Source organism: Achromobacter sp. 1012554356 (genome assembly GCF_059760815.1).
Genome location: NZ_JCBANC010000011.1, coordinates 20,678 through 35,961 on the forward strand (window position 1 = coordinate 20,678; position 15,284 = coordinate 35,961).

Annotated in this window: 20 protein-coding genes; 17 read left to right on the forward strand and 3 right to left on the reverse strand. The window is 63.3% G+C overall.

What is annotated here, in order from left to right:
• Positions 1 to 6 precede the first annotated feature (6 nt).
• From rplR to rplQ, 12 genes are all read left to right on the forward strand, one after another.
• Entirely contained in the window at positions 7 to 372 is a 366-nt protein-coding gene (gene rplR, locus AC6LJW_RS07380) for a 50S ribosomal protein L18 (protein WP_008168985.1), read from the forward strand.
• Between the two features lie 15 nt (positions 373 to 387).
• Positions 388 to 909 (forward strand): 30S ribosomal protein S5, encoded by a 522-nt coding sequence (gene rpsE, locus AC6LJW_RS07385; protein ID WP_008168987.1) that lies wholly within the window; start codon positions 388 to 390, stop codon positions 907 to 909.
• Positions 910 to 912: 3 nt separating this feature from the next.
• The gene (rpmD, locus tag AC6LJW_RS07390) at positions 913 to 1,098 is read left to right on the forward strand and encodes a 50S ribosomal protein L30 (protein ID WP_006216520.1); all 186 of its coding nucleotides are present in this window, start codon (positions 913 to 915) and stop codon (positions 1,096 to 1,098) included.
• 9 nt (positions 1,099 to 1,107) lie between these two features.
• Positions 1,108 to 1,548 carry a 50S ribosomal protein L15 gene (rplO, locus tag AC6LJW_RS07395; RefSeq protein WP_056571038.1) on the forward strand — a complete coding sequence of 147 codons (441 nt, stop codon included), beginning with the start codon at positions 1,108 to 1,110 and terminating at the stop codon, positions 1,546 to 1,548.
• A gap of 13 nt (positions 1,549 to 1,561) precedes the next feature.
• Positions 1,562 to 2,887, forward strand: coding sequence for a preprotein translocase subunit SecY (secY, locus tag AC6LJW_RS07400; RefSeq protein ID WP_056327063.1), 1,326 nt, complete (start codon positions 1,562 to 1,564; stop codon positions 2,885 to 2,887).
• 8 nt (positions 2,888 to 2,895) lie between these two features.
• Positions 2,896 to 3,114, forward strand: a complete 219-nt coding sequence (gene infA / locus AC6LJW_RS07405) for a translation initiation factor IF-1 (protein WP_003806927.1) — start codon at positions 2,896 to 2,898, stop codon at positions 3,112 to 3,114.
• A gap of 34 nt (positions 3,115 to 3,148) precedes the next feature.
• Positions 3,149 to 3,262, forward strand: coding sequence for a 50S ribosomal protein L36 (rpmJ, locus tag AC6LJW_RS07410; RefSeq protein WP_003806928.1), 114 nt, complete (start codon positions 3,149 to 3,151; stop codon positions 3,260 to 3,262).
• A 43-nt stretch (positions 3,263 to 3,305) separates the two neighbouring features.
• The gene (gene rpsM, locus AC6LJW_RS07415; protein WP_008168996.1) at positions 3,306 to 3,671 is read left to right on the forward strand and encodes a 30S ribosomal protein S13; all 366 of its coding nucleotides are present in this window, start codon (positions 3,306 to 3,308) and stop codon (positions 3,669 to 3,671) included.
• A gap of 15 nt (positions 3,672 to 3,686) precedes the next feature.
• A complete protein-coding gene (gene rpsK, locus AC6LJW_RS07420) occupies positions 3,687 to 4,088 on the forward strand; it encodes a 30S ribosomal protein S11 (RefSeq protein WP_006216516.1) in 402 nt (133 codons plus the stop codon).
• An 11-nt stretch (positions 4,089 to 4,099) separates the two neighbouring features.
• Positions 4,100 to 4,723, forward strand: a complete 624-nt coding sequence (gene rpsD, locus AC6LJW_RS07425) for a 30S ribosomal protein S4 (protein WP_056571040.1) — start codon at positions 4,100 to 4,102, stop codon at positions 4,721 to 4,723.
• Between the two features lie 224 nt (positions 4,724 to 4,947).
• Positions 4,948 to 5,934 (forward strand): DNA-directed RNA polymerase subunit alpha, encoded by a 987-nt coding sequence (locus AC6LJW_RS07430; protein WP_008169002.1) that lies wholly within the window; start codon positions 4,948 to 4,950, stop codon positions 5,932 to 5,934.
• 186 nt (positions 5,935 to 6,120) lie between these two features.
• Positions 6,121 to 6,513, forward strand: coding sequence for a 50S ribosomal protein L17 (gene rplQ, locus AC6LJW_RS07435; protein ID WP_006389635.1), 393 nt, complete (start codon positions 6,121 to 6,123; stop codon positions 6,511 to 6,513).
• A gap of 75 nt (positions 6,514 to 6,588) precedes the next feature.
• Here rplQ and AC6LJW_RS07440 read toward each other — a convergent pair whose 3' ends face one another.
• Positions 6,589 to 7,053 (reverse strand): HIT family protein, encoded by a 465-nt coding sequence (locus AC6LJW_RS07440; RefSeq protein WP_056571042.1) that lies wholly within the window; start codon positions 7,051 to 7,053, stop codon positions 6,589 to 6,591.
• A 123-nt stretch (positions 7,054 to 7,176) separates the two neighbouring features.
• Between AC6LJW_RS07440 and cutA the strand changes: the two genes are divergently transcribed.
• The 3 genes from cutA (at position 7,177) to AC6LJW_RS07455 (ending at position 10,476) form a co-directional block, all read left to right on the forward strand.
• Positions 7,177 to 7,524, forward strand: coding sequence for a divalent-cation tolerance protein CutA (gene cutA, locus AC6LJW_RS07445; RefSeq protein WP_498086888.1), 348 nt, complete (start codon positions 7,177 to 7,179; stop codon positions 7,522 to 7,524).
• The gene (gene dsbD, locus AC6LJW_RS07450; protein ID WP_498086889.1) at positions 7,524 to 9,419 is read left to right on the forward strand and encodes a protein-disulfide reductase DsbD; all 1,896 of its coding nucleotides are present in this window, start codon (positions 7,524 to 7,526) and stop codon (positions 9,417 to 9,419) included. Before cutA ends, dsbD begins: the two co-directional genes overlap by 1 nt.
• A gap of 199 nt (positions 9,420 to 9,618) precedes the next feature.
• Complete coding sequence (locus AC6LJW_RS07455) at positions 9,619 to 10,476, forward strand: DMT family transporter (protein WP_056571048.1); 858 nt, start codon at positions 9,619 to 9,621, stop codon at positions 10,474 to 10,476.
• Here AC6LJW_RS07455 and hemB read toward each other — a convergent pair.
• Both hemB and yihA read right to left on the reverse strand, forming a co-directional pair.
• A complete protein-coding gene (hemB, locus tag AC6LJW_RS07460; protein ID WP_056571050.1) occupies positions 10,473 to 11,489 on the reverse strand; it encodes a porphobilinogen synthase in 1,017 nt (338 codons plus the stop codon). The genes AC6LJW_RS07455 and hemB overlap by 4 nt on opposite strands.
• Entirely contained in the window at positions 11,486 to 12,109 is a 624-nt protein-coding gene (gene yihA / locus AC6LJW_RS07465; RefSeq protein WP_056571052.1) for a ribosome biogenesis GTP-binding protein YihA/YsxC, read from the reverse strand. Before yihA ends, hemB begins: the two co-directional genes overlap by 4 nt.
• Positions 12,110 to 12,373: 264 nt before the next feature.
• On the opposite strand from yihA, the gene AC6LJW_RS07470 reads away from it, so the two are divergent.
• A complete protein-coding gene (locus tag AC6LJW_RS07470; RefSeq protein WP_105241762.1) occupies positions 12,374 to 13,075 on the forward strand; it encodes a c-type cytochrome in 702 nt (233 codons plus the stop codon).
• Between the two features lie 119 nt (positions 13,076 to 13,194).
• The gene (locus tag AC6LJW_RS07475) at positions 13,195 to 15,276 is read left to right on the forward strand and encodes a cytochrome c biogenesis protein ResB (protein ID WP_056571054.1); all 2,082 of its coding nucleotides are present in this window, start codon (positions 13,195 to 13,197) and stop codon (positions 15,274 to 15,276) included.
• Positions 15,277 to 15,284: the final 8 nt, after the last annotated feature.

Genomic DNA, 15,284 nt, shown 5'->3' on the forward strand with positions numbered 1-15,284 from the left:
CGAATCATGGACAAAAAAGTTTCCCGTTTGCGTCGTGCGGTTCCGACTCGCCGGAAGATCAACGAGCTGCGCGTTCATCGCCTCTCGATTTTCCGCTCGAACCAGCACATCTACGCCAACATCATTTCGCCGGAAGGCGATCGCGTTCTGGTCAGCGCCTCGACGGTGGAAGCCGAAGTGCGTGCGCAACTGGCCGGCCAAACCGGTCAGGGTGGCAACAAAGCCGCTGCGACGCTGGTTGGCAAGCGCGTGGCCGAAAAGGCCAAGGCTGCCGGTATCGAACTGGTCGCTTTCGATCGCTCGGGCTTTCGTTACCATGGCCGCGTCAAGGCGCTGGCCGATGCCGCGCGTGAAGCCGGCCTGAAGTTCTAAGCGAGGATCTGTCAAATGGCTAAAGTACAAGGCAAGAACGCCGCGGAAAAAGAGAACGATGACGGCCTCCGCGAAAAGATGATCGCGGTCAACCGCGTGAGCAAAGTGGTCAAGGGTGGTCGCACCATGAGCTTTGCCGCGCTGACCGTGGTTGGCGATGGCGATGGCCGCATCGGCATGGGTAAGGGCAAGGCGCGTGAAGTGCCGGTGTCCGTTCAGAAGGCTATGGAACAGGCCCGTCGCGGCATGTTCAAGGTCGCTCTGAAGAACGGCACGCTGCACCACACCGTGGTCGGCAAGCATGGCGCCGCTACCGTGCTGATTTCGCCCGCTGCTGAAGGTACTGGCGTTATCGCCGGCGGCCCGATGCGCGCTATTTTCGAAGTGATGGGTGTGCGTAACGTGGTTGCCAAGAGCCTGGGCTCGAGCAACCCCTACAACATGGTTCGCGCCACGTTGAACGGCCTGCGCGCCTCCCTGACCCCGGCCGATGTTGCTGCCAAGCGCGGCAAGACGGTCGAAGAGATCCTGGGGTAAATCATGGCTCAGAAGCAGATCAAAGTGACCCTCGTGCGCTCGGTGATCGGTACCAAGCAATCGCACCGTGATACGGTTCGCGGTTTGGGCTTGGGCCGCATCAATAGCAGCCGCGTGCTGGTCGATACGCCCGAGGTGCGTGGGATGATCCGTAAGGTGGATTATCTCGTTTCCGTCTCGGAAGCCTAAGGAATCACCATGTCGGATATGCAACTTAATACGCTGAAGCCCGCTGAGGGCAGCAAGCACGCCAAGCGCCGCGTCGGCCGTGGCATCGGTTCGGGTCTGGGTAAAACCGCCGGCCGTGGTCACAAGGGTCAGAAGTCGCGCTCGGGCGGTTTCCACAAGGTTGGCTTCGAAGGCGGTCAAATGCCGCTGCAACGTCGCCTGCCCAAGCGTGGTTTCACCCCGCTGGGTCAACACCTGTATGCACAAGTTCTCTTGTCGGACCTCGAAGCCCTGCCCATCGATGACATCGATGTGCAAGCGCTGAAGGCGGCCGGCGTGATTGGCCAGGCGGTTCGTTACGCCAAGGTCATCAAGTCTGGTGAACTCTCGCGCAAGGTCGTGCTCAAGGGCATTACCGCGACGGCCGGCGCTCGCGCCGCCATCGAAGCCGCGGGCGGCTCGCTTGCTTGATCAGAGGTGACGAGTGGCTAACGCGCAGGCATTGGGCAAATCCGGAGCACGATACGGCGATCTGAAGCGCCGTCTGGTGTTCCTGGTGCTCGCCCTGGTGGTTTACCGTTTGGGTACACACATCCCGGTTCCGGGTATCAACCCGGACGCGCTGGCGGACTTGTTCCGTCAGAACCAGGGCGGGATCCTGGGCCTGTTCAACATGTTCTCGGGCGGAGCGCTCTCGCGTTTCTCGATTTTTGCCCTGGGGATCATGCCGTACATTTCGGCATCCATCATCATGCAGTTGATGTCGGTGGTGGTGCCGTCGCTGGAAGCGCTCAAGAAAGAGGGCGAATCCGGCCGTCGGAAGATTACCCAATACACCCGCTACGGCACGGTCGTGCTGGCGCTGGTGCAGGCTGTGGGCATTTCGGTGGCGTTGGAGTCTCAGCAGGGACTGGTGATCGATCCGGGCATGCTGTTCCGCTTCACGACCGTCGTGACCCTGGTCACTGGCACCATGTTCGTCATGTGGCTGGGTGAGCAGATCACGGAGCGCGGTCTGGGCAACGGGATTTCCATCCTGATCTTCGCAGGTATCGTGGCGGGTCTTCCCGCGGCGCTGGCTGCACTGTTGGACCTGGTCCGCACCAACGCGATGTCTGTGCTTTCGGCACTGTTCATCGTGGCTCTGGTGGTGCTGGTTACCGCTTTTGTGGTGTTCGTGGAACGCGGACAGCGCAAGATCACGGTGAACTACGCCAAGCGTCAGGTCGGCAACAAGGTCTACGGTGGTCAAAGCTCGCATTTGCCGCTGAAGCTGAACATGGCAGGGGTGATTCCGCCGATCTTCGCGTCGTCGATCATTCTGTTCCCGGCCACGATCACGAGCTGGTTCTCCAGCAGCGAGAACATGCGCTGGCTTAGCGACCTGGCTGCGGCCCTGTCGCCTCGTCAACCGCTCTACATCACGCTGTACTCGGTCGCGATTATTTTCTTCTGCTTTTTCTACACGGCTCTGGTTTTCAACAGCCGCGAAACGGCGGACAACCTGAAGAAGAGTGGTGCGTTTGTTCCGGGCATCCGTCCGGGCGAGCAAACAGCGCGCTACATCGACAAGATCCTGATGCGTTTGACGCTCGCAGGTGCCATCTACATCACGTTGGTGTGCCTGTTGCCGGAATTCTTGGTGATGCGCTGGAACGTTCCTTTCTACTTCGGTGGTACGTCTCTGTTGATCATTGTGGTGGTGACGATGGATTTCATGGCGCAGGTTCAGGCCTACATGATGTCTCACCAGTACGACTCGTTGCTCAAGAAGGCCAACTTCAAGGGCGCGGGTTTGCCGATGCGGTAAGCAAAAGAATGTCCAAGGACGACGTCATTCAGATGCAAGGTGAGGTTCTTGAGAACCTCCCGAACGCGACATTTCGCGTCAAGCTCGAAAACGGCCACGTGGTGTTGGGCCATATTTCCGGCAAGATGCGTATGCATTACATCCGGATCCTGCCGGGTGACAAGGTCACAGTGGAGCTCACGCCCTATGACCTGACGCGAGCCAGGATTGTTTTCCGCTCCAAGTGAGCGAAACCGGATTACGGAAAATTAGGAGTCAACCATGAAAGTAATGGCATCGGTTAAGCGGATCTGCCGCAACTGCAAAGTTATCAAACGTCACGGCGTGGTGCGCGTTATCTGCACCGACCCGCGTCACAAGCAGCGTCAAGGCTAACTCGGGTTAGCGACTACGCAACGGATTTATTCAAGGAACAGTCATGGCCCGTATTGCTGGCATTAACATTCCGCCGCAACAGCACGCCGAGATCGGCCTGACCGCCATTTTTGGCATCGGTCGTACGCGCGCTCGCAAGATTTGCGAAGCGGCAAACGTACCCTTTGACAAAAAGGTCAAGGATCTGAGCGACGCTGAATTGGAACGCGTCCGCGAACATGTTGGTTTGTTCACGGTTGAAGGCGACCTGCGTCGTGAAGTACAGCTCTCGATCAAGCGTTTGATCGACCTGGGAACCTACCGCGGTATGCGTCACAAGCGCGGTTTGCCCGTGCGCGGCCAGCGCACTCGCACCAACGCCCGGACCCGCAAGGGCCCGCGTCGTGCTGCTGCGTCCCTGAAGAAATAATCGAGGAACAGGATTATGGCGAAAGCTTCCACCAGCGGCGCTTCGCGCGTGCGCAAAAAGGTCAAGAAGAACGTCTCGGACGGCATCGCGCACGTTCACGCTTCGTTCAACAACACCATCATCACCATCACCGATCGTCAGGGCAACGCACTGTCGTGGGCCACGTCGGGCGGTGCTGGCTTCAAGGGTTCGCGCAAGTCGACCCCGTTTGCCGCGCAGGTTGCCGCTGAAACGGCTGGCCGCGTTGCGCTCGAGTACGGCATCAAGACGCTGGAAGTCCGCATCAAGGGCCCCGGTCCTGGCCGCGAGTCGTCGGTCCGTGCGCTGAACGCGCTGGGCATCAAGATTTCGTCCATCGCCGACATCACGCCCGTTCCGCACAACGGCTGCCGTCCGCCGAAGCGTCGTCGTATCTAAAGGGAATCCACATGGCACGTTATATTGGACCCAAATGCAAGCTCTCGCGCCGCGAGGGTACTGACCTGTTCCTGAAGAGCGCCCGCCGCTCGCTGGATTCCAAGTGCAAGCTGGATTCCAAGCCTGGCCAACACGGCCGCACTTCGGGTGCCCGCACTTCCGACTACGGCCTGCAGCTGCGCGAAAAGCAAAAGCTGAAGCGCATGTACGGCGTGCTGGAAAAGCAATTCCGCAAGTACTTCGCTGAAGCCGAGCGCCGCCGTGGCAACACCGGCGAAACGCTGATCCAGCTGCTGGAATCGCGTCTGGACAACGTCGTCTACCGCATGGGCTTCGGCTCGACGCGCGCCGAAGCTCGCCAGCTGGTGAGCCACCGCGCCATCGAACTGAACGGCCACACGGCTGACATCGCTTCGATGCTGGTCAAGGCTGGCGACGTCGTCTCGATTCGTGAAAAGGCCAAGAAGCAAGGCCGTATCAAGGAATCGCTCGACCTGGCCACCAGCATCGGCATCCCCCAGTGGGTGGAAGTCGACGCGGCCAAGCTGACCGGCACGTTCAAGTCGGCCCCCGATCGCGCTGACGTCGCTCGCGACATCAACGAATCGATGGTCGTCGAACTGTACTCGCGTTAATCACGCCTGCCGGCGCCTTCCTTCGGGGAAGCGCTGGCAAGCTGGTCCCGCGACCCGGTTGACCCGTCTGCACGTCCCGCAGCAGCCCGCTTTCGCCATTTGGTGGAGCGGGCTTTGCGGTAAGTATCGGGTGATGTTTTTGCACCGCCCGTGTTTCACGCCTCACCCTGTCCATCAGCCTTATCGGTGTAACGAGCCGAGGGTATTGAAAAGGAACACAGTAAATGTCCACTCAAGGTTTCCTGAAGCCGCGCTCCATTGAAGTCGAACCGGTCGGCACGCACCATGCCAAGATCGTGATGGAGCCGTTCGAGCGTGGCTACGGTCACACGCTGGGCAACGCCCTGCGCCGCATCCTGCTGTCTTCGATGACCGGCTACGCGCCGACCGAAGTCCAGATGACGGGCGTGGTGCACGAATACTCGACCATCCCGGGCGTTCGCGAAGATGTCGTCGACATCCTGCTGAACCTGAAGGGCGTGGTCTTCAAGCTGCACAACCGCGACGAAGTGACGCTGGTTCTGCGCAAGTCCGGCGCCGGCACGGTGCTGGCCAGCGACATCGAGCTGCCGCACGACGTCGAGATCATCAATCCCGGCCACGCCATCTGCAACCTGACGGAAGCGGGCAAGCTGGAAATGCAGATCAAGGTCGAAAAGGGCCGCGGCTACGTGCCGGGCAACGTGCGCGCGCTGTCGGAAGACCGTACGCACACCATCGGCCGCATCGTTCTGGACGCTTCGTTCAGCCCGGTCCGCCGCGTGAGCTACGCCGTTGAAAGCGCCCGCGTTGAACAACGCACCGACCTGGACAAGCTGGTCCTGGACATCGAAACCAACGGCGTGATCTCGCCCGAGGAAGCGGTGCGCCAGTCGGCCCGCATCCTGATGGACCAGATCTCGGTCTTCGCCGCCCTGGAAGGCGCTGGCGATTCGTACGAAGCCCCGGTCCGCGGCACGCCGCAGATCGACCCGGTGCTGCTGCGTCCGGTCGACGACCTGGAGCTGACGGTGCGTTCGGCCAACTGCCTGAAGGCCGAAAACATCTACTACATCGGCGACCTGATCCAGCGTACCGAAAACGAGCTGCTCAAGACCCCGAACCTGGGTCGCAAGTCGCTCAACGAGATCAAGGAAGTGCTGGCTGCACGTGGCTTGACCCTCGGCATGAAGCTCGAGAACTGGCCGCCCCTGGGCCTGGAGCGTCCGTAAGTCTTAGTAGGGTGCCGCCCCTGAAAAGGGGCGTCTCCCGCAGCGCCCGGCCTCACCGCCGGGCGGTTTGCGAAATCGTCGTAAAATGCCCCGTTTTCTACCGGACCGCAGCCTGATTGCAGGCTGATAGAAGAGCCGGCAACCCGATGGCGGAAACGCCTTCTTTAGATTCAAAGGAAACTTATCATGCGTCACGGTAATGGCTTGCGTAAGCTCAACCGCACCAGCAGTCACCGTCTTGCCATGTTCCGCAACATGGCCGTTTCGTTGATCACCCACGAAGCAATCAAGACCACGCTGCCGAAGGCGAAAGAATTGCGCCGCGTCATCGAACCCCTGATCACGCTGGGCAAGGAGCCCACGCTCGCGAACAAGCGTCTGGCTTTCGCCCGTCTGCGCGATCGCGATGCGGTTGTGAAGCTGTTTGCTGAAATCGGCCCGCGCTACGCGGCCCGTAACGGCGGCTACACCCGCGTGCTGAAGATGGGCTTCCGTCAAGGCGACAACGCTCCCATGGCTTTCATGGAACTGGTTGACCGTCCGGAAGTCGATGAAGCCGCTGAGGACAGCGCCGAGTAATTTCGGCAGCTAGATAAGCGACAAGGGCGGGTCTTCGGACCCGCCCTTGTTTTTTTTGGCGTGGGCTATCGCCGATCAGGCGTTGCCCTCATCCCCGCGATCGCGCCCGCCGCGCAAGTGCCCGCGCAGCTCCGCGGCCGTGGCGGCCAGCGCCTCCTGGGGCGGCTGAGGCGGCATCCGGAACGTCAGGTCCTGTTCCGCGATGTACTGCGTGGACGTCACGTCCTGCGGGTGGTGCATCGGAATGACATGGGCATGCGCGTGCGCGACGTGGATGCCCGTGAACGCGAAGCCAACGCGCTCGACGCCGTACAGGCGTTTCATCTGGCGGCCGAGGCGCTGGCCCAAGTTGACGATGCTGGCGGCCAGGTCGGCCGGCATGTCTTCGTAATAGGGATAGTGCTGTTTGGGAATGATGAGCGTGTGCCCCGGGCGCACGGGCTGGATGTCGAGGAAGGCCAACAGGCGGTCGTCTTCGTGGACGACGTGCGCGGGAATCTCGTGACGGGCGATGCGGCAGAACAGGCAGTTGTCGGACATGCTTGCCTCGGCGTGTAAGGGGACTGCACGGCGGCCTGGCGCGCGGCGGTTCCGGGAAGGGGGACGGCAATACCGATAAAATACCTCGAGTTACATCCCACGCGGGTATCCCAAGGAGGTTCCATGTTGCGCGATGACGACGTCGTGCAGGTCATCAGCAATGCGCCGGACCTGTTGCTGGCCAAGCGCATTGCGCACGTGCTCGTCGAGGATGGACTGGCCGCGTGCGTGAACCTCGGCGCGCCCGGGTTGTCCATCTACCTGTGGAACGGCGAGGTCGAAGGGGCTGAGGAAATCCCCATTCAGATCAAGACGACCTACGCGCGGCATGCCGCCGTCGTGCAGGCGTTGTCGGAACTCCATCCCTACGACGTGCCCGAGATCATCGTGCTTCCGGTCATTGCCGGCGCGGCGCCATACCTGGACTGGGTGCGCGAGCAGACGGCCATTACGCAGAACAAGAGAAACTGATGTTGCAACTTGCCGGTACGGTCGGTGCGCGCGGGCGCGCCGAGAGCGCGACCTCCGCCTTTTTCAGGCACTGCCTGCTGCTGCTGGCGATGGCTTTCCTGCTGTTCGGATGGCAGGCTGCCGCGCGCGCGGACGCCGAATTCCTCGAGCCCGAAAAGGCGTTCGTGTTCAGCGCCAACATGGCGTCCGCGGACACGCTGGAGCTGCATTACGAGGTAGCGCCCGGCTACTACATGTACCGCGAGCGCTTCGCGATTGCCATCAACCCCGCCGACGCCACCACGCTGGGCGAGGCCGTTTACCCCAAGGGCGAAGTCAAATACGACCCAACCTTTGAAAAGGACATGGAGGTCTTCCACAAGGACGTGACGATCCGCGTCCCGGTGGGGACCGGCGGACAGCCCTTCACGCTGACGCTGACGGGCCAGGGCTGTGCGGATGCCGGACTTTGCTATCCGCCGATGGACAGCACCGTGAAGCTCACGCCCGTGGCGGGCGGATACGCGGTGGCGGGCACGGGACTGGGCGGGGCGTTGGCGCCGCAAGCGGCTTCCGGCGGCTTGTCCGCCCTGGTTAACGCCGGGGACACCGGGCTGGCCGACGCGCTGGGCGGGCTGGGATGGATCAAGACGGCGGGCGTCTTTCTGGTGCTGGGCCTGTTGCTCGCCTTCACGCCGTGCGTACTGCCCATGATCCCCATCCTGTCGTCCATCGTGCTGGGCGGCGCGCAGCAGGAACGGCCCAGTCGCGGACGCGGATTGGCGCTGGCTGCTACTTACGTGCTGGGCATGTCGGTGGTGTACACCGCGCTGGGCGTGGCTGCCGGCCTGAGCGGCGCGGGGCTCGCGGCCTGGCTGCAGACGCCTTGGATCCTGACCCTCTTTGCCATCCTGTTGACCGTGCTGGCGTTGGCCATGTTCGACGTATTCACGTTCCAGATGCCGTCGGGTGTGCAGGCGATGCTGTCCGAGCGCTCTTCGCGCGTGCCAGGTGGACGCTACACCGGCGCGCTGGTCATGGGCGCCTTGTCGGCGCTGATTGTCGGTCCGTGCGTGGCCGCGCCGCTGGCCGGCGCCTTGCTGTATATCTCGCAGACCGGGGACGTGGTCCTGGGCGGATCGGCGCTCTTTGCGATGGCATGGGGAATGGGCGTGCCGCTGTTGATCGTCGGTGCCTCGTCGTCCGCCTTGCTGCCCAAGGCCGGACCGTGGATGGACGGCGTGAAGCGATTGTTCGGCATGCTGCTGCTGGCGACCGCGTGGTGGATGCTGATTCCGGTCGTGCCAACCTGGGTTCAGATGACGGGCTGGGCGTTCCTGGCCGTCGTGTCGGCCGTCATGCTGCGCGCCTTTGACGCCTTGCCGCCAGGCGCGGGGGCCGGCCGCATGTTCGGCAAGGGCCTGGGCCTGTTGCTCGCCCTGGCGGCCGCGGCGTGGCTCGTGGGGGCTGCCAGCGGCGGACGTGATGTGCTGCAGCCGCTGTCGCACCTGGCCGCGCGCGTTGATGCGCCGGCTGCCGGCGGCGCCGCTGCGGGCGAGGTGCATTTCACCCGCGTGCGCAGCAACGCCGAGCTGGACACGCTGCTGGCGCAAAGCACCCGTCCGGTCATGCTGGACTTCTATGCGGACTGGTGCGTGTCGTGCCGCGAGATGGAGCGCTTCACGTTCACGGATCCGGGGGTGGCGCAGCGCATGGCGGGCATGGTGCTGGTGCAGGCGGATGTGACTGCGAACAATGCCGACGACCGTGCGCTGCTCAAGCGCTTCCGTCTGTTCGGCCCGCCCGGCATCATGTTCTTCGAGCCCGGTGGCAAGGAAATCGCGGATGCGCGCGTGGTGGGCTTTCAGGACGCAAAGCGCTTCACGGAATCGCTGGACCGCGTGCTCGTGCGTTGAGGGGCGGGCGGGGCAGCGCAGGCGTTAACGTCTGATGCGCGCAACGCGGCAATGCTTGCGTTGAATCAAGAAAAGCGGCGATATACCATGATCGCTTCGCTGCCCGCGCGGCGCATCCAACTCCCTTCAGGCCGGCGCCGTGACGTCCACCACCGTTGATGCAAGTCAGGACCGGAACGGTCTGATTTATCTTCAATTGATGTTCGTCATGGCCACATGGGGCTTGAACATCGTCTCCATCAAGTATCTGACGCAGCACATGGATATCCAGGCGCTGGCTGCCGTGCGGATCGTCATTGCGTTCATCACTGTCACCCTCATCATGAAGGCGCGCGGCAGCCGCATTCCGAAACTGGGCGGTGCGCAGTTGGGCTGGGTGGCGCTTGCCGGGTTTCTGGTGGTGTATGCGCACCAGGTGGCGCTGGTGTCAGGCCTGCGGGTTTCCTCGGCGGCCAACGGCACGCTGATCATGGCCACCAGCCCGTTGCTGTCCGCCTTTCTGGCCGCCATCTTCTATCGCGAAAAGCTGACGGCCACCCGCATTGCCGGTGCGCTGCTCGGCCTGTTGGGCGTGGGCATGGTGGTGGCGGGCAGCGGCGCGCAGCTCGGGCTGACCGGATGGGGCGATGCGGTGGTGTTTGTGGCCGTGCTGGTCTTCGTGTTTGGCGGCCTTGTCATCCAGCGGATGTCGCGGATGATGGATCCCCTGGGCATGCTCTGGTACATGTACCTGGCCGGCGGCGTGATGCTGGTTGGACATGCCGCGCTGACGCCGTCCTCGTACCACGCGGATACGTGGCAGATGACGTGGTGGCCCTGGGCCGTGCTGATGTTCTCGGCGGTGGTCGCATCCGGTGTCAGCAACATCGTCTGGAACGCGGGCATCGCGCGGCTGGGGATCAGCCGCGCCGCGCTGTTCGTGAACTGGCTGCCGATCTTCGGGCTGCTGTTCGCGGCCCTGTTCCTGGACGAGCACGTCACGCTGACGCATGTCGTTGGCCTGAGCTGCGTGCTGGGCGGGACGTGGCTGGGACTGCGCCGCGCCCGCCGCGCTTAACGCTGGTTTTTCAGCAGCTTTGCAGCCTCGATGGCGAAGTACGTCAGGATGCCGTCGGCGCCGGCGCGCTTGAAGGCCAGCAGCGCCTCCATCATGACCTTGTCGTGGTCGAGCCAGCCATTGGCGGCGGCGGCCTTGATCATGGCGTATTCGCCGCTGACCTGATAGGCGAAGGTCGGCACGCGGAACGTGTCCTTGACCCGGCGCAGCACGTCCAGGTAAGGCATGCCCGGCTTGACCATGACCATGTCGGCGCCTTCCTGCAGGTCGCCGGCCACTTCACGCAGCGCCTCGTCGATGTTGCCCGGATCCATCTGGTAGGCCATCTTGTTGGACTTGCCCAGATTGGTGGCCGAGCCCACGGCATCGCGGAACGGGCCGTAGAACGCGCTGGCGTACTTGGCCGAATACGCCATGATGCGGGTGTGGATGTGGCCATTGGCCTCGAGCGCGCGGCGCACCGCGCCGATGCGGCCGTCCATCATGTCGCTGGGGGCGACCATGTCGACGCCGGCTTCGGCCTGCGTGAGCGCCTGCCTGACCAGGATCTCGACGGTGGGTTCGTTGATTACGTAACCGTCGGCGTCGATGACGCCGTCCTGGCCATGGCTGGTATACGGGTCCAGCGCCACGTCACAGAGCACGCCCAGTTCCGGGAAACGCGACTTCAGCTCGCGGACCACGCGTGGGATCAGGCCGTCGGGATTGGTGGCTTCGATGCCGTCCGGCGTCTTGAGCGACGGGTCGATGGCGGGAAAGAGCGACAACACCGGGATGCCCAGCGACACGCATTCCTCGGCCACCGGCAGCAGCGTGTCCAGCGAATAGCGGACCACACCGGGCAGGGAGGCGACAGCTTGCCGCAGGCCCGTGCCTTCGGCCACGAAAACCGGGTAGATCAGGTCATTGACCGTCAGGGCGTTCTCGCGCACCAGACGGCGCGTGAAGTCGTCGCGACGCAGGCGGCGGGGGCGGGAGACCGGAAACTCAGGGGTAATGATCTGCGGGTTCATGGTACGACCTTCGGGGAAATCCAATTTTCGATGTGAGCGCCGGCTTCTTCGAGGCCGATGCGCTCGGGCGCCGAGAAGGGAATCGTGTGCAGCGCGCCGATGTCGGCCAGGTCCTTGCGGACCGAGAAGACGGTGCGCATGCGCTGTCCGTACGGCAGCTTGTCGGCCTTGGTCAGCAGCGCCAGCACGGGGCGGCCGGTGGGCGCAATGAAGTTCGCCAGGCGCCGGTCCAGTTCGGTCACGCCGCGGCGGATGTCGATGAGCAGCACGATGCCGACCAGCGATTCACGGTCGCGCAGATAGCCGCCCAGGATGTCCGCCCACTTTTCCTTTTCGTTGCGGGCCACGGACGCGTAGCCGTAGCCGGGAAGGTCGACCAGATAGCCGATGTGGGCTTCGGGGTCCAGCGGGTCAGGCAGGCCGAACATGTTGATCAGGCGCGTGCGGCCCGGCGTCTTGCTGGAGAACGCAAGACGGCGCTGGTTGCACAGCACGTTGATGGACGTGGACTTGCCAGCGTTGGAGCGGCCGACGAAGCAGACCTCGGGAGCGCCGGCGGGCGGCAACTGGTCGAGGCGAGCCGCGGAAGTGAGGAAGGAGGCGCGATGTAGGAGGGACACGGATGGCTTTCGATACGGTTGGTTTCGAGCCCTATTGTATAATCCGGCGTTTGCTACAGTGGTCCCCGTGCGCGGAGCCGTCTTTTTTGCTTACTGTTTAGCTGCCATCCAGCCAGTAAAAGCCCTTCCCGGGCAGTGCTGACGCAGCCTCGCAGCAAGATCGCAAGCAGGACAAGCAAAACAGGTTCGATACGGTTTTACTGCGAGTGCGGGCAGGCGTGGGCGCCTTTTTGCGCCTTGATCGATGTGATCGTCGAGGTCTTCATGAAGCGTGTGCTGTCCCGGATGTTGGTTGCGAGCGGGCTGTTGCTCGGCGCCTCCGCCCTCTCTGCTACGAGTTTCGCCGCCAATGGCGCTGCGGGCCCGGCCAAACCAGATGCCGCCAAGGGCGGTCAGCTGTTTGACCAAGGCGACGCGGCCCGCGGCATCATTGCCTGTGCCTCCTGTCACGGCGCGGCGGGTAACAGCACCATTCCGGTGAACCCGAACCTGGCCGCGCAGCCGCACGAATACCTGGCCAAGCAGCTTGCCGACTTCAAGATCAAGGAAGGCGCCAAGACTCCCGTGCGCAATGGTCCGGACGGCAATCCCAGCGCCATGACCGCCATGGTGCAGAACCTGACCCCGGCCGACATGCAGAACGTCGCGCTGTACCTGGCGACGCAGCCGCTCAAAGAGCCCGCCACGGCAGGCCATGAGAACTTGGTTGAGCTAGGTCAAAAGATCTGGCGTGGCGGTTTGCCTGACCGCAATGTGCCCGCTTGCGCGGCATGCCATTCTGCCAATGGCGCCGGAATTCCCGGCCAGTACCCCCGTTTGTCGGGGCAGTTCCCCGTGTACATCGAAGAGCAACTGAAGCTTTTCCGTAGCGGCGACCGCAAGAACGACGTCATGCACGCCATCGCGGACCGCATGTCGGACGCCGACATCAAGGCGGTGTCGGATTACGCGGCCGGCCTTCGGTAAACGATTGGCCGCAACGTGCGCGGCCGGTCCGCGTTGATGCAACTTGAGCGCGCCGGAACCTCGTTCCGTCACGCACTGTCTATGAGGGGGGTAGCCGATAGCGCGGCCCCCCTTTTTTCATGAATTCGACTCGAACCCACTCCCGCCCCTCTCTGCGCAGCCTGCCAGGCGATCTCTTTGAACTTCTGGGTTCGATGCGTTTTGCCGTCAGCCTGCTGATGTTCATCTGCGTGGCCAGCCTGGTGGGGACGGTGCTGCAGCAGAACCGCTCGTCCAACAACTACATCGACCAGTTCGGCCCGTTCTGGTTTGAAGTGTTCGACAAGTTCTCCATCTGGCACGTCTACAACAGCTGGTGGTTCCTGCTGATCATGGGCTTTCTGGTCGTGTCGACCTCGGTGTGCCTGATCCGCAATGCGCCCAAGATGCTGCGCGACGCGCGTTCGTTCCGCGAGCATGTGCGCGAAGGCAGCCTGCGCGCATTCCCGCATCGCGTGGAAACCACCGAGCCCACCGGCGTGCCGCAGACCGTGACCGGCCTGAAGGCGCTGCTGGGCCGCATGGGGTATGCGGTGCGCGTGCGCGAGGACCAGGACGGCGTCCTGGTGGCGGCCAAGAAGGGTAGCGCGAACCGCCTGGGGTATGTGTTCGCCCATGCGGCCATGGTCATCATCTGTATCGGCGGCCTGCTCGACAGCGAACTGCCGGTGCGCCTGCAGGTCATGTTTGGCGGCAAGCAGCCGATCGTCGACAACATGCTGATTTCCGAGGTGCCGGAGAGCGGGCGCCTGTCCGTCAACAATCCGAGCTTTCGTGCCAGCGTGCTCGTGCCCGAGGGCGGCCAGGCCACCACGGCGGTCGTGATGGTGGGCGACGGCGCTCTGGTGCAGCCGATGCCTTTCACGCTCAAGCTCAAGAAGTTCGTTGTCGACTACTACTCCACCGGCATGCCCAGCCGCTTCGCCAGCGAAGTCGAGGTCACCGACCCTGACACCGGCAAGACCTTCGATTCGACCATCGAGGTGAACGAGCCGCTGCGCTTCAAGGGCATGACGGTGTATCAGTCGAGCTTTGACGATGGCGGCAGCACGGTCGCGCTGAAGGGCTATCCGCTGGTGGGCGCCAACGACGCCACGTTCTCGGTCGACGGCACGGTCGGCAAGACCAGCGAACTCACCGCGCAGACGGCCAAGGGCCCGCGCAGCATGGGCATCGAGATCACGGCCATGCGTCCCATCAACGTCGAGGACCTGACCCGCGGCGATCCCAAGGGCGCCAACCAAAGCTTTGCGGAACACGTGGCGTCGGTCGCCGGCAGTGCGGCCGGCAAGAAGAACGAGAACCTGCGCAACGTGGGTCCCAGCGTCGAGTACAAGCTGATCGACGATGCGGGCCAGGCGCACGAATTCCAGAACTACATGCTGCCCGTCGAGCTGGACGGCGCGGCCGTGTTTCTGGCCGGCGTGCGCAACAACGCGGCCGAGCCGTTCCGCTATCTGCGCATTCCGGCCGACGACGACAGCACCATTGCTGAATTCATGCGCCTGCGCGCCACCCTGGCCGACCCGGCCGCGCGCAAGGAAGCGGCCCGCCGCTTTGCCGAGCGCAACAGCCCGTCGGGCGCCGACCGCCAGCCGCTGGAGACCGCGGCCGAGCGCGCGCTGGACACCTTTGCCTCCGGCGGCCTGCAGGCCGTTGCGGCCTTCCTGCAAGCCAACACGCCGGCCCCGGATCTGGAGCGCGCGGCCGATGTCGTGATCCGCCTGATCGGCGCCAGCATGAATGAATTGCGCGCCATCGCGCGCGAACGCGCGGGTCAGCCGCCCGTACCCGTCGAAGGCCAGGAGGGCGAACGCGCGGCAGTGTGGTCGCGCCTGGCGGTGGCGGCGCTGTCCGATCTGACCGTCTATCCCGCGCCGGTTTTCCTGTCGCTGGCCGACTTCAACCACGTGCAGGCCAGCGTGTTTCAGGTCAGCCGCACGCCCGGCAAGAACACCGTCTACCTGGGCAGCCTGCTGCTGGTCCTGGGCGTGTTCTCCATGTTCTACATCCGCGATCGTCGTGTCTGGATCTGGGTCAAGCCGCAAGGCGGCGGCAGCAGCGTCCTGGCGGCCATGACGTCACAGAAGCGTACACTTGACTTCAATCAAGAGTTCGAACGCTTCAAGCAGGCGCTGCTGCGCCAGAAAAAAGGGTCCTAAGGTTATTT

Coding starts and splice junctions, on each gene's coding strand:
- rplR (WP_008168985.1), top strand. CDS start 7: ATGGACAAAAAAGTTTCCCGTTTGCGTCGTGCGGTTCCGACTCGCCGG.
- rpsE (WP_008168987.1), top strand. CDS start 388: ATGGCTAAAGTACAAGGCAAGAACGCCGCGGAAAAAGAGAACGATGAC.
- rpmD (WP_006216520.1), top strand. CDS start 913: ATGGCTCAGAAGCAGATCAAAGTGACCCTCGTGCGCTCGGTGATCGGT.
- rplO (WP_056571038.1), top strand. CDS start 1,108: ATGTCGGATATGCAACTTAATACGCTGAAGCCCGCTGAGGGCAGCAAG.
- infA (WP_003806927.1), top strand. CDS start 2,896: ATGTCCAAGGACGACGTCATTCAGATGCAAGGTGAGGTTCTTGAGAAC.
- rpmJ (WP_003806928.1), top strand. CDS start 3,149: ATGAAAGTAATGGCATCGGTTAAGCGGATCTGCCGCAACTGCAAAGTT.
- rpsM (WP_008168996.1), top strand. CDS start 3,306: ATGGCCCGTATTGCTGGCATTAACATTCCGCCGCAACAGCACGCCGAG.
- rpsK (WP_006216516.1), top strand. CDS start 3,687: ATGGCGAAAGCTTCCACCAGCGGCGCTTCGCGCGTGCGCAAAAAGGTC.
- rpsD (WP_056571040.1), top strand. CDS start 4,100: ATGGCACGTTATATTGGACCCAAATGCAAGCTCTCGCGCCGCGAGGGT.
- AC6LJW_RS07430 (WP_008169002.1), top strand. CDS start 4,948: ATGTCCACTCAAGGTTTCCTGAAGCCGCGCTCCATTGAAGTCGAACCG.
- rplQ (WP_006389635.1), top strand. CDS start 6,121: ATGCGTCACGGTAATGGCTTGCGTAAGCTCAACCGCACCAGCAGTCAC.
- AC6LJW_RS07440 (WP_056571042.1), bottom strand. CDS start 7,053: ATGTCCGACAACTGCCTGTTCTGCCGCATCGCCCGTCACGAGATTCCC.
- cutA (WP_498086888.1), top strand. CDS start 7,177: ATGTTGCGCGATGACGACGTCGTGCAGGTCATCAGCAATGCGCCGGAC.
- dsbD (WP_498086889.1), top strand. CDS start 7,524: ATGTTGCAACTTGCCGGTACGGTCGGTGCGCGCGGGCGCGCCGAGAGC.
- AC6LJW_RS07455 (WP_056571048.1), top strand. CDS start 9,619: ATGTTCGTCATGGCCACATGGGGCTTGAACATCGTCTCCATCAAGTAT.
- hemB (WP_056571050.1), bottom strand. CDS start 11,489: ATGAACCCGCAGATCATTACCCCTGAGTTTCCGGTCTCCCGCCCCCGC.
- AC6LJW_RS07470 (WP_105241762.1), top strand. CDS start 12,374: ATGAAGCGTGTGCTGTCCCGGATGTTGGTTGCGAGCGGGCTGTTGCTC.
- AC6LJW_RS07475 (WP_056571054.1), top strand. CDS start 13,195: ATGAATTCGACTCGAACCCACTCCCGCCCCTCTCTGCGCAGCCTGCCA.